This is a genomic window from Enterococcus montenegrensis (assembly GCF_029983095.1).
In the GTDB taxonomy this organism is placed as follows: domain Bacteria; phylum Bacillota; class Bacilli; order Lactobacillales; family Enterococcaceae; genus Enterococcus_C; species Enterococcus_C montenegrensis.
In genome coordinates this window covers 389751-402750 of record NZ_CP120467.1, presented here as the reverse complement: position 1 = coordinate 402750, position 13000 = coordinate 389751, and the positions used below count along the sequence as shown (strand labels likewise).

The window sequence follows — 13000 nt, the reverse complement described above, 5'->3', positions numbered from 1 at the left end:
TTTAAAAATTTGTGTGAGTGTAGTGCTCACCTACAAAGGATGAATGATTTATGGAACCACAAGAATTAAATCGTAGTTTAAAAAATCGCCATGTCCAATTAATTTCAATCGGAGGCGCGATTGGAACGGGACTTTTCTTAGGTGCCGGCAAATCGATCCAATTAGCTGGACCTTCCATTTTATTTGCCTATTTAATTACCGGCTGCGTTTGCTTTTTGATTATGCGCTCTTTAGGCGAGTTACTTTTATCAAATACGGACAAACACTCTTTTTTAGATTTTGTTGCGGAATATTTAGGCAAAAAATGGGCATTTTTAACCGGTTGGACCTATTGGTTTTGTTGGATTTCAATTGCCATGGCCGACTTAACTGCCACTGGACTTTACGTGAGGTATTGGTTTCCGCAAGTCCCCCAGTGGCTGCCTGAAATTATTGCCTTAGTTTTACTAGTTGCCTTAAACATGATTGCTGTGTCTTTATTTGGCGAATTGGAGTTTTGGTTTGCTTTAATCAAGGTGGTGGCCATTATTGCTTTAATAATTGTAGGCGCCTATATGATTGTCACCCATTACAAAACCGCTGCAGGGACAGTTAAAATCAGCAATGTCTGGAATCACGGTGGCTGGTTTCCAAAAGGTGCCTCTGGCTTTATTCTCTCTTTTCAAATGGTAACTTTCGCTTTTGCCGGAATTGAGTTGGTTGGACTTGTTGCTGGCGAAACCAAAAATCCGAAAAAAGTTTTACCAGAAGCAATTAACAACATCCCTATTCGAATTATTCTATTTTATTTAGGAGCATTGTTTGTCATTATGGCAATTTACCCTTGGAATAGTTTAAATTCCAGTGAAAGTCCATTTGTTGAAGTCTTCTCTGACATTGGTATTACTGCTGCTGCTACTGTCATTAATGTAGTCGTTTTATCAGCCGCCGCATCTGCTTGTAACAGCGCGATTTACAGTACCGGCCGTATGTTACGCTCTTTAGCTCAAGAAGGCAGTGCGCCAAAGCCCTTTGAAAAATTAACCAAACATCAAGTTCCAGGTAATGCCATCTTCTTTTCGGCATTAGTCATTTTTATTGCCGTCATTTTAAATTACTTTATGCCCAGTGAGGTATTCACCATCGTAACAAGTGTTGCGACGACTTGTTTTTTGTTTATTTGGGGTATCTTGGTTTACACCCATATGAAATATCGCAAAAGTATGCTGGGAAAGAAAAGTCACGACTTCAAAATGCCCCTTTACCCTTATAGCAATGTCTTAATTTTTGCCTTTTTATTATTTGTTGCCGTCGTTTTACTTTTATCAAAAGAGACGCGTATTGCAGCCTTGGTAACGCCAGTTTGGTTTGTTATCTTGTGGCTCATTTATCATTTTAAATTCGAGCGAAAATAAAATGAGGGCCTTTTGTTACAATTATTTGTTACCTGCAAAAAGCGTTGGTAATGAAGGATTCCCCTTCACTACCAACGCTTTTTATCTATATCAGAAAGGATAAAATTCCCCTGCAAATTTATAGATGCAATCCTGCTTGAATTTTGGCGGCTGTTTCGTAAGAAGGAATCCAAATGGCAGAAACAATAAAACGACCAAACAACCCAATCGTAGGATGCCAAAAAACGGCTGCCACTAATAATAGATTAATCACCATTGAAAAACTGCTACGACGATCATTGCGCAACAACTGTGTTCCCCGGGTGTTGTCATCATTCGCTTTTAAAATTTGCTTTGTTAAAATACCAAATGAAAAGCTCCACATGGTGTACACCACCACATAAGCTAACGCTGGCCAGAACATCCCCGGATTACTTCCCACCCACTGCGTGACAGCTGGACACAAAGTTAACCAAAAAAGCCAAAAAATATTGGCCCAAATGACCCGGTCATCGACTTTTTCTGTCATCTTCATCACCCGATGATGTGTCACCCAAATAACCGCGACAAAAATAAAACTGATGGTATACGCAGTTAACACATCCCGCATGGCTAAAAGTGATGCTAAAGTTGGCGCTTGGGGAAAACGAATTTCCAATACTAAAATGGTAATGACGATTGCTACAACACCGTCAGTAAAAGCCGTTAAACGTCCTTTTGTCACAATATTCACCTCGCCTTATTTTAGCATACCTAAAGATTATGGGCACAAGTAATCCTTTTATCCCCTGCTTTAGCGCGTTTTTATTCAAACTTTCAGAAAACTCTTGAAAATCAAGACCTTTTCTGTTATTTTTGTAACACTTATAAAACGGTACATTTGTCATTTAAAGAATCTTTTCACAAGAGCAAATGACTTATTTATCGAAGCCTTTTGCAATTATTTTTAGAAAACTCAATTTTAGAGGTGGGAAAATGGAAAAGAAACTGCAATTTAAAGATTATTTGTTTGTCGGTTCAATGTTATTTGGTTTATTTTTTGGAGCGGGAAATTTAATTTTCCCAGTGCACATGGGACAGCTAGCCGGTGCTAACGTCTTTCGCGCGAATTTAGGTTTTTTGGTTACTGGTATTGGCTTACCTTTTTTAGGTGTTTTAGCTATCGGTTTATCCCGCAGCAGCGGACTTTATGATTTAGCTTGTCGTGTCAATAAGACCTATGCCAAAATTTTTACTATTTTATTATACTTAGTTATCGGACCATTTTTTGCTTTACCTCGGTTAGCAACAACCTCTTTTGAAATTGGCTTAGCGCCTTTTTTGGCTAAGGAGCAAACTACACTAGCATTAGCAGGCTTTAGTATTTTATTTTTTGTAGCTGCCTGGGCATTATCCCGCAAGCCAACAAAATTATTAAATTATGTCGGTAAATTTTTAAATCCGTTGTTTTTATTACTATTAGGAATTTTAATTTTATTAGCCTTTTTAAACCCTATCGGTGGTATTCAGGCTACGCCTATTCAAGCAGACTACACCAATCACGCCTTTTTAACAGGCTTTACTGAAGGCTACAACACCTTAGATGCTTTAGCTTCCCTTGCTTTTGGGATTATTATTGTGACGACCTTAAAAGATATGGGCGTTAAAAAACCCAGCACGATTGCCATCGATACGGTTAAATCGGGTTTTGTCAGCATTCTTTTAATGGGTATTATTTACACTTTACTGGCTTTAATGGGAACCATGAGTTTAGGTAAATTTGCCATCTCTGAAAATGGGGGCATTGCCTTAGCAGAGATTGCCCGCCACTATCTTGGTACCGGTGGAAGTATTTTACTAGCCTTTATCGTTATCATCGCTTGTTTAAAAACTGCAATCGGGTTAATTACGGCTTTTTCGGAAACATTCGTCGCATTATTTCCCCAACAAAAATATACAACTTTTGTTACTGGTGCTAGTTTTTTAGCCTGCTTATTTGCCAATGTTGGACTAACGAAGATCATTGAGTTTTCAACACCGGTGTTGATGTTCACGTATCCGTTAGCCATCACTTTAATTTTATTAGCTTTACTTGGACCTTTGTTTAAACAAAGAGCTAGCGTGTATCGACTGACCACGTATTTCACTTTGTTTGCTGCAATCATTGACGGTTTGAACGCTGCCCCTGCCTTCTTGAAAAATTTAGCTCCGGTTCAAAGTCTCTTACACTTTGCGACAGATTACCTTCCCTTTTTCAAACTGGGAATGGGCTGGATTTTACCTGCTGTCATCGGCTTTGGTGTAGGTTTAATTTGGACCGTCATCAAAAAAGCACCAGTTGAAAATTCGCAGTAAATTTTCTTAAAAACAAAATATAAAATAAACAAACAAAAGCGCCTGGCTTCTTTTTAAAAGCCGGCGCTTTTGCGTGTGCTTATAACTGACAGTCTGACAAAAAAACGATACAATGAGGGAAAAGGAGTCAAATTACGGAGGGATATTTATGGTATATGAAGAGCTGATGATGGACTCATCAACCTTGTTAAAATTTAAACTGTTCCGCAAAATGATGTTTATTGGGCGACAGAATTACCCAATTGCAGAGCTGGCCCAAGAAATGGATTTAAACTACCAGCAAACTGTCATCGACTTAACGGAAATTGATAAAGATATTAGTAAGATTCATCCTGAACACGAAAGCTTTTTAATCGGGGCTGGCAAAATTGATTGTCTTAATTTAACGGCCACCATCGACGAGTACCGTTACTATCTATTACAAGGTTCAGTGCCATTTCAATTTATTTTATATTTTATGAATGAAGAAAATCCAACGATTGAAGATTTCTGTGACCGTTACTTCTCAAGTCGCTCGACAGTATCGCGTAAGATTGAGAAGTTAAAGAACTTCTTGAAATCTTTTAATTTGCGCTTTACATACACTGAAGCTGGCATGGTGGGGGATGAACGCCTTGTACGCTTGGCCCTATTCCATTTAATCTGGTTGGGTTCTAGAGGGATTACTTGGCCTTTTAGTGTGTCCGAAGAAAAAGTTGAAAAAATTGTCGATGCCTTTGGCGAGTACTTCCCACTTTCCCGTACTTATTTAGGTCGTTGGGAATTAAAATACTTTGCCGCGATTTTCTTATTGCGAATTGAAAAAGGTAATTTTGTAAAATATGACAAAGCTTACGACTGCTTGATGAAAGATAACGATTATTATGATTTTTCTCGTTTGAATCCTTTAGTAGACAATAAATTGACGTCACGGCAAAATAAAGCAGAGTCTAGCTTTATTTTCTTCTTGGCACACTTTATTCCTTTTTACACGTTAGAAGATGATCCAACCTTAACGCAAACCATTAAAGACTTCAGCGAAAAACCAAATCCTGTTTATAACTTGGTGGAAAAATTCTTAGATTTTGCCAAAGCTGACTTATTTTCAGACAACCCTGCGCTTTTGGATCAACCAATGGTACTAGGAAATCTCTTAAATATTACCTTTGGTTATTATGTCATTAAATATCGGTTTCCAACTATTCAACGACTATTGGGACCAAAACAAGTTTTTGAATCGCCAATTCGAGAAATGGAAGCTAAAATCCACACTTTCTTTACCGAGATGAGTGAACAAGAACCTTATAATAGCTTTGTTAATAATGCGACGATTAGCAGTTTGGTCAATGGCTTTACGCAAGTTTTAATGCCTCTTTACGATACAACTACAAAAGCGCATAAAGTAGAAGTTGGTGTGGCTTTAGAACACAATTATCTACTTGTTAAAAGCGTTTATCAGTTTATGTCTGACTTGCAATTTGTTAACGCTGAAACATACAACAGCCAAAAACGTGACCAATATGATTTAATTATCAGCTCTTCTTTATTAGTAAAAAATCAGTACCCTGAATTAAACGTCTTTTTATGGGAACACGGTTTAGACGATGAACAATACATCATCTTATACAAACGTCTACGCAAGATTTTTAACGAAAAAAATAAATAGACGCGCAATTAAGGGGGAGATTTAATGCGTTTTAAAGGCGGACGACAAAGTAAAAACGTCGAAGACCGTAGAAGCAGTTCCGGCGGTTTATCCGGTGGTGTAATCGGCGGGGGCGGGATTGGCCTACTTTTAATCGTTTTATTCTCTTTATTCTTTTCTGGTGGCAATATCGATTTGGGGTCACTTTTAGGAACTGATAATAGCCCGATTACTGCCCAACAGCCCACTGGTACAGATGATCAAAAAGAATTTGCCAGCGTTGTTTTTGGCCACTTGGAAGATTATTGGAACACAGAATTCAAAAAAACAGAATACGCGCAACACCAACCAGATTATCAAGATCCGACATTGGTTTTATACAGCGGCAGTGTGCGCTCGGCTTGCGGCCAAGCTTCTTCTGCGGTTGGACCATTTTATTGTCCTGGAGATCAAAAAGTCTATCTAGATTTGAGTTTTCAAACAGAATTGTCCCAGCGCTTTGGCGCAACGGGTGATTTTGCCATGGCTTATGTTATTGCCCATGAAGTCGGACACCACGTTCAATACGAACTTGGCACCTCTGAAGAAATGGACCGCCTTCGCAGTCAGCTCTCAGAAAAACAATATAATCGTTACAGCGTCGCTTTAGAATTGCAGGCTGATTATTTTGCCGGTTGCTTTGCTCGCTATCTCGAAAATAAAACGTACCAAGGACAGCCTATCTTAGAAGCTGGTGATATTGATGAAGCCATTCATGCTGCCAATCAAATTGGCGACGATACCTTACAGCAAGAAGCTCAAGGGTATGTTGTTCCAGATAGCTTCACCCATGGCACTTCTGAGCAGCGCGTCGATTGGTTTAAACGCGGCTATCAATACGGTGATTTAAAACACGGTGATACCTTTCGTGCCTATAATTTGAAACTTTAGTTTTTAGTTACCAGTATTTTTTCCTTAATACTTTTTTAAAGATATTTACCAACTTCTGTATCTTTGATTCACAAAAAATTCATAAATACTTTGTAGTATATAAGTGTACCAACAAACAACCCTAACTAACACTTTTTCATTTTTAACTCCTTGCCCGTCGCCTCCCTAGCGACGGGCCCTTTTTTTAGTTTCGCATTTTTTTAAATAAAAAAACCACGCAAACAAACGTTGCGCAGCTGACTAGACTATTCTAATTTTACTTGGCCCTTATGCGCGAGTAATACTCGTGCGTTGCCCTTCTTTATCTAAAATACTGACTTTACGAATCGACTCTAAAGGAATCATCCGCATTTGCTGTTCATTATTTTGCGGTTTAATGACTAAATGATTAGGATTTAACTGCTTATTTAAAATCCAACCATACACGGTCTCGTATTTAACACTATTCTTGGCTATATCCAACTGTAAAACTACTAAACTTTCCTTTTCAGCTGCTAAAACTAAAGTTTCTGCCATCTCCACTGAAATTTTTGCCTGCAGTTCTTCTTCCATACTGTCACTTAAGAATCCTTTTAATAAGGCATTCGAGGTGTTGGCCACGAAATTGCCGAATTTTTTGACATTCATTTTTTCTTTCATTTCTGCCACCCCTTTGTGATAAGTAAGCATATTTTATCAAATTTCCGCAAAAAGACAAGCTTTTTTGACTGCCTAAGCCTTAGTCAAAATTTCAAACCATGGTTTTAACCCCATTTTTACTAGGTTTTTTGTTTCATTAAAATCACCTGTATAATAAGGATCTGGAATAAAAATATCTTCTTTACCAGCTACAACAGACATAAAAGACGCCACTTGCGCTGTTTTATCCGGTGGTGCCACAGCTAAAATGTCGGCCATATTCTCTTTATCCATGCCCACAAGATAATCAAAATGGTAAAAGTCATCAGCTTTTAATTGTCGAGAAAACATTTGTGCGACATCAACGCCTGCTGCTTTCAAAATTTTTTGGGTGCCCAGATGAGGTGGATTTCCGATTTCCCAGCTACTAGTCGCAGCAGAATCGACTTCTATTTTGCAGCCTCTTTCATTAGCATATTGTCGCAATAATCCTTCTGCCATTGGCGAGCGACAAATATTACCTAAACAAACAAATAAAATACTAGCCATGTCTTTACCTCCTACTGATCATCTTGTTGATATAACCGATACGAATAAAGCTCTACGTCTTTTGCCAGCCGAAACATTTGGGTCGCAATTTCTAAGGGGGACTCTGGATAATCTGCTTCAATCCAAGCTAACAAGACACCACTACAGCCATAGGCAAAAAAGTGACCATAAAAGTCTTTATCAGATTCTGACAAATAGTTTTCTGTATCAAATTCTTCAAACAATTTACGAAAAAGACGTCCGACAATTTGTGAAAATTCGCGAATTAGGATTTCTTTTCGATCGGCTACGGTTTTTCGATAGAAATCTCCTCGTGAATGAATCGCCCGCAACATTTGTAAAACCTGTTCTTCCCAATTGTCCAAAGACAACTCGTCACTTGTTAAAAAGTTTAATGCCTCACTATAATAAATAAATCGTAGTAATTCATCTTTGTCGGCAAAATGATAATAAAAAGTCTGGCGGTTAATACCAGCTTGACTGGCGATTGTTTGCACGCTGATTTTATTATAATCTGTTGTTTTCACCAGTTCGATTAACGCTGTCGCAATTTTTACTTTTGTCTGATTAACAGCCATACCAACACACTCCATTATTCATAAGGGTAACCAAAATGTTCGTAAGCCAGGCTGGTAGCGATTCGTCCCCGCGGCGTCCGTTTTAAGAATCCCTTTTGAATTAAAAAAGGTTCATACATATCTTCTACTGTCTCAGTTTCTTCGCCGATATTTACCGCTAATGTACTTAAGCCAACCGGGCCACCACCATAAAGCTCAATCATAGTTTTGATTAGTTTTTGATCGACATAATCCAGTCCTACTTCATCTACTTGTAATAATCGTAACGCTCTGACGGCAATTTTATCATCGATAATCCCATCTGCTTCCACTTGGGCAAAATCGCGCACACGCTTTAACAAACGATTTGCAATTCGCGGCGTGCCACGAGAACGCCGGGCAATTTCATGGGCACCAGTTGCCACAATGTCGGTAGCAAAAATATCAGCTGAACGCAAGACGATTTCTTTTAAATCGGTCTCTTCGTAATACTCCAAGTGACTAATAATTCCAAAACGATCCCGCAACGGTGCCGAAAGCATTCCTGCTCGCGTCGTTGCCCCCACTAAGGTAAAAGGAGGCAAGGGAAAATGGACAGGATGAGCTGTTGGTCCTTGTCCTACCATAATATCCACATAAAAATCTTCCATCGCCGAGTAGAGCATTTCTTCTGCTACTCGCGGCAAGCGATGAATTTCATCGATAAATAAAACATCGCCAGGTTCTAATTCGTTTAAAATTGCGACAAGATCACCTGGTTTTTCAATCGCAGGGCCGCTAGTGGTCCGAATATTAACTGCCATTTCATTGGCGATCACCATCGCCATAGTGGTCTTACCTAATCCTGGTGGTCCATACAACAAGACGTGATCTAAAGACTCTTCTCTATTTTTTGCCGCCGCAATATAAATAGATAATTCATGTTTTACTTTATCTTGCCCAATATATTGCGACAAAAATTGTGGCCGCAATGATTTTTCTAATAATTGTTCTGCAGATTCTTTTTCTGGTGAGACAATTCTCTCTTCTGTCACAGTTTTCCCCCCTCTCTATTTTTTCATTACAAGCTTTAACGCAGCCCGTAAATATTCGTCTGTCGTTTGCATTTCTTCATTCGCCAAAGCTTTTTCAACTTTTTTGACTTCTTTGGCACTATAGCCTAATGCTCCTAAAGCCTCCATTGCCTCTGTTAACGCCATCTTACCATTTGCATGAGGTAAGAGTTCCAAATTCATTTGTGGGTCGTATAAGTCCCCTAATTTGCCTTTTAAATCCAAGATCATTTGTTGGGCCGTTTTTTTACCCACGCCAGGAAATTTGGTTAAATACGTTACATCCCCTGATTCAATCGCATTGATCATACCGGTATGCTCTTCACCGGCCATAATCGCCAAAGCCGACTTTGGACCAATGCCTGAGACGCTGATTAAGCGTAAAAAAAGTTGCTTTTCCGCTAGCGTTTTAAAACCATATAAGCTATGGGCATCTTCTCTGATAACTTGCTGGACGTACACTTTTGTTTCTTTATTTTCGTGAAAGCGATAAGGGTTTCCTACTGCAATCTGATAGCCAATCCCTTGATTTTCTAACACGATATAAGCCGGGGTTATCCCCGTAATTTTGCCGATTAAATACTCGTACATTATTTTGTCCTTCCTGTACATACGTTCCCCTTATTGTAGCATAGTTTGGAACTAGACAAAAGCTGACTATTTTACCAACGGCAAATATTCTTTGTAACCAGCAGCTTCCATTTTGGCTTTGGGGATAAATTTTAATGCCGCAGAATTAATGCAATAGCGCAGGCCTCCTAACGCTTGTGGCCCATCACTAAAAACATGCCCCAAATGTGAGTTGGCTTCTTTGCTTCTTACTTCTACTCGGTGCATCCCGTGGGAAAAATCTGCTTTTTCTTTGACACCTAGTTTTTCAATTGGTTTTGAAAAAGCAGGCCAGCCACAGCCAGCATCGTATTTATCCGTCGAAGCAAAGAGGGCCTCGCCACTAACAACATCCACATAAATTCCTTGTTCATAAAAATCGTCGTATTTCCCAGTAAAGGGCCGTTCCGTTGCATTTTCTTGTGTTACCGCATATTCTTCTGGTGTTAATTGCTTTTTCAATTCTTCTTTATCCATGAATATCACCTCTTAAGAAAATAGTACGCCCCTGTGTCTGAAAGCAGAAATTTTATGCCTACAAAATACGCAGTAAATATTGGCACGAAAATCAGTGGCTTATCTGACTTTTTATCCCGCTACTTGCTGCGCATTTTTTAATTTATTTTTTTCAACATTTGATTCACAACGCCTACCGGAAAGCCGACAATACTATAATAATCACCATCAACTTTTTTAACAAATAGGCTTGCTTGACCTTGAATACCGTAAGCACCAGCCTTATCTGCATACTCTCCTGTATCCAGATACCGATTAATTTCTTCATCACTTAATTCAAAGAATAAAACTTTGGCAGGAACCAATTCTTGCAAAACTTGATGCCCCTTACGCATCACAACCGCCGTATAAACATGGTGCATGCCACCACTCATATCCTTTAACATGGTAAAGGCTTCTGCTCTTGATTCAGGTTTACCCAAAATTTTGCCATGATTTACTACAATCGTATCACTTGCAATCACCAAATCATTGGGATGTTTAGCTGCAATAACCTTTGCTTTTTCTTTTGCCATATGAATCACGTATTCTTCGGGTAAATCTGTTTTTTTTACCGTTTCGTCAATATCTGCCGGTTCAACTTTAAAATCCGCTACCAAACGCGCTAACAATTCTTTTCGTCTTGGGGATTGTGATGCTAAAATAATTGCCAAGAAAAATTCCTCCTTTAAATTGCCCTTTACAATAACCTTTATAGCTAAATGATAAATCTTTACTTCTAACGCCACTGCCAAGTGTAAAACTACTCCTTCATACTTTCAACTGATAAGCATGAAGAAAAAAAGCGGAGGAAACTGAATAGACCTAAAAAAATAAGGACAGAATTTTTAGAAATTGTTTTTCAAATTTTTGAAAATTTTGCCTTATTTCTTGAAGGGCTAGTTTCCAGAGCTAGATAAAAAAAGCGGAGGAAACTGAGTAGACCTAAAAAAATGAGACCAAGATTTTTAGAAATTGTTTTTCAAATTTAAAAATTTCCACCAGAAAAAATCGGGAAAAAGTGATTTCCCGATTTTTTCTTTTTTATTTTATTTCACCAATTCCCGCTACTGTTAAATCTTGAATGCTGGCCGCAGTTTGATCTGCTGTCACGTTAGCTTTAAAGGTAACTTTGTCGCCTTCTTTAATAAAAATAGCGTAGGGACTGTTGTTTGAATTGACGCTATAGACAGTTTTATCGTCTTTTAGCATAAAGGATACAACAGTATTACTACCATTTGCTAGCACAACCACACGTTGGACGATACCGCTTTTTTCAGCTAAGGAATCCGCATCGGTGCTGCTATTATTGCTGCCTTTAGTTGCAAGCTCAATCCGATAAGCATCTAGTGCGCTTTGCGCATTTTCGGCATCGACAACAATATCGTTATCCACCGCATTGATATAGACATATTTTTTGAAGATTCCTTTGGTATCCATCAACGAAACAATCCACGTTGGAACGCCATCAATGTTGTAAAGAACAGGCATTTCAGCATCCCATTTCTTTTCTGGATAGATTTTAGCAGCAATGGAAATCGCACCGTCACTATCCATAATCCCAACTTCCAAATCACGGTAATAAGTCAATTGACCACTGCGGGCATTAATTAATGAATACCCCAACGCAGAATCTTGATCATCATCGCCACTGGTAAAGTCGGTGAAATAATTTAATTGCCCTTCTTTACTAAGCATTGGCGTAATTTGACCAGCGGCATAAATACCATTATCTGTAGGAACCTTCACATCTTTTTTGGCCCCAAAAATAAATTGGTTCCACCAGCCTTGCCCATAACGCCCGAAGAATTCATTCATACTATTCGCCGCGGCTGAAGTAATGGGTGCATCCACAAAAGCTGGTGCCTTTTTACTGTCATAAAGCTTAACTGCTCCTGTTTGGGCGTTTAAGACTGCCGTTTTGAAATTGTCATAATGCATTAGTCCGGTTACGCCATATTCTTTATACAGTGTTTGAATGTAGTAAGGAATTCCTTTATCATCAATTTCTAAATTGATTTTGCCATAAGAAGCATATCCGGGAAACGCAGCATAAATTTTTCGTCCGGCATCTTGATTAAAGAAAGCTGAGGGGGTGTACTTCAATGGCTCTTTGACAAATTCTGGCTGTGCATTAATATCCGTAGCACTAATTTTGAAATAACCTGGAACTTCTCCAAGTTTAAGCCACTTGAAAAACCCATTGTATTCCACTGTTGCCACATAAACGTATTCCCCATTAATCGTCTGGGCAGTAATGCCATCTAAGGTGAACATATTGGAGTTTGGAATCACTGAGAATTTTTGTAGCATTTTCCGCTTGGCCATATCTGGTGCAATTGCAATTGGGATCTCTTTGGTAGAAGTTAATACCTCTGCTTTTTCCTCTGTTTTAGCATGGATGGAAGAATAAACTTCGTCAATAGAAGTAATTGCACTAATTTTAGAAACAGCAAATAAAATTACCATCAGGGCCACCACACTACCAAACAATTTTCCCAACTGCACAGGAGAAGTTTTTTTATCAAAAGAAACATCCACCCGTTTTCCGGTTACATTTAATGTTTTCTGACGAATTTTACGCCCCGCTTTTACAAGGGTTAGCAAACCTCCAGCTAACAAGATTGCGGCAAATGCGCCCCACAAGTTGTACCATAAAAGTGAACTCAAGTTTTTACTTGGAAGTGCAAGATACAAAAAAATACCCATGAAAAGCAGTTCAAAAACGGTTAACCCAACTAATCCTTTTTTAGAACTGTTTTTTTCCATCAGGGCAATTAATAAATTGACAACAATAATACCAATACCAAACAACCCGGTTAAAACAACAAAATCAACAATCATTCACAACACTCTTTC

13 protein-coding genes are annotated in these 13000 nt (G+C 38.7%); 4 read left to right on the top strand and 9 right to left on the bottom strand.

Annotated elements, in window-relative coordinates; genetic code table 11:
• Positions 1-50 precede the first annotated feature (50 nt).
• Positions 51-1394, top strand: coding sequence for an amino acid permease (locus tag P3T75_RS01935; RefSeq protein WP_230711223.1), 1344 nt, complete (start codon positions 51-53; stop codon positions 1392-1394).
• Between the two features lie 118 nt (positions 1395-1512).
• Here the strand turns inward: P3T75_RS01935 and P3T75_RS01930 are convergent, their stop codons facing one another.
• Positions 1513-2097: a TMEM175 family protein gene (locus tag P3T75_RS01930; protein ID WP_206903518.1), complete on the bottom strand. Its 585-nt coding sequence runs from the start codon at positions 2095-2097 to the stop codon at positions 1513-1515.
• 251 nt (positions 2098-2348) lie between these two features.
• Here P3T75_RS01930 and brnQ point away from each other — a divergent pair, with 251 nt between their 5' ends.
• The 3 genes from brnQ to ypfJ all read left to right on the top strand — a co-directional run bounded on the left by brnQ (position 2349) and on the right by ypfJ (position 6261).
• A complete protein-coding gene (brnQ, locus tag P3T75_RS01925; protein WP_206903517.1) occupies positions 2349-3707 on the top strand; it encodes a branched-chain amino acid transport system II carrier protein in 1359 nt (452 codons plus the stop codon).
• A 148-nt stretch (positions 3708-3855) separates the two neighbouring features.
• Positions 3856-5352, top strand: a complete 1497-nt coding sequence (locus P3T75_RS01920; protein WP_282462069.1) for a helix-turn-helix domain-containing protein — start codon at positions 3856-3858, stop codon at positions 5350-5352.
• Between the two features lie 24 nt (positions 5353-5376).
• On the top strand, positions 5377-6261 hold the full coding sequence (ypfJ, locus tag P3T75_RS01915; RefSeq protein WP_206903515.1) for a KPN_02809 family neutral zinc metallopeptidase: 885 nt from the start codon (positions 5377-5379) through the stop codon (positions 6259-6261).
• Positions 6262-6528: 267 nt separating this feature from the next.
• Here the strand turns inward: ypfJ and P3T75_RS01910 are convergent, their stop codons facing one another.
• The 8 genes from P3T75_RS01910 to P3T75_RS01875 all read right to left on the bottom strand — a co-directional run bounded on the left by P3T75_RS01910 (position 6529) and on the right by P3T75_RS01875 (position 12985).
• Positions 6529-6900, bottom strand: a complete 372-nt coding sequence (locus P3T75_RS01910) for a hypothetical protein (RefSeq protein WP_206903514.1) — start codon at positions 6898-6900, stop codon at positions 6529-6531.
• Positions 6901-6972: 72 nt separating this feature from the next.
• The gene (locus P3T75_RS01905) at positions 6973-7428 is read right to left on the bottom strand and encodes a low molecular weight protein-tyrosine-phosphatase (RefSeq protein ID WP_282462068.1); all 456 of its coding nucleotides are present in this window, start codon (positions 7426-7428) and stop codon (positions 6973-6975) included.
• Positions 7429-7439: 11 nt separating this feature from the next.
• Positions 7440-8006: a TetR/AcrR family transcriptional regulator gene (locus P3T75_RS01900; protein ID WP_206903512.1), complete on the bottom strand. Its 567-nt coding sequence runs from the start codon at positions 8004-8006 to the stop codon at positions 7440-7442.
• Between the two features lie 14 nt (positions 8007-8020).
• Positions 8021-9019, bottom strand: a complete 999-nt coding sequence (gene ruvB / locus P3T75_RS01895) for a Holliday junction branch migration DNA helicase RuvB (RefSeq protein WP_282462067.1) — start codon at positions 9017-9019, stop codon at positions 8021-8023.
• Between the two features lie 15 nt (positions 9020-9034).
• The gene (gene ruvA / locus P3T75_RS01890; RefSeq protein ID WP_206903510.1) at positions 9035-9628 is read right to left on the bottom strand and encodes a Holliday junction branch migration protein RuvA; all 594 of its coding nucleotides are present in this window, start codon (positions 9626-9628) and stop codon (positions 9035-9037) included.
• Positions 9629-9694: 66 nt separating this feature from the next.
• On the bottom strand, positions 9695-10123 hold the full coding sequence (msrB, locus tag P3T75_RS01885; RefSeq protein ID WP_282462066.1) for a peptide-methionine (R)-S-oxide reductase MsrB: 429 nt from the start codon (positions 10121-10123) through the stop codon (positions 9695-9697).
• Positions 10124-10260: 137 nt separating this feature from the next.
• Positions 10261-10815 (bottom strand): Maf family protein, encoded by a 555-nt coding sequence (locus tag P3T75_RS01880; RefSeq protein WP_206903508.1) that lies wholly within the window; start codon positions 10813-10815, stop codon positions 10261-10263.
• Between the two features lie 370 nt (positions 10816-11185).
• Positions 11186-12985, bottom strand: a complete 1800-nt coding sequence (locus P3T75_RS01875) for a DUF3488 domain-containing protein (protein WP_282462065.1) — start codon at positions 12983-12985, stop codon at positions 11186-11188.
• Between the last annotated feature and the right edge of the window lie 15 nt (positions 12986-13000).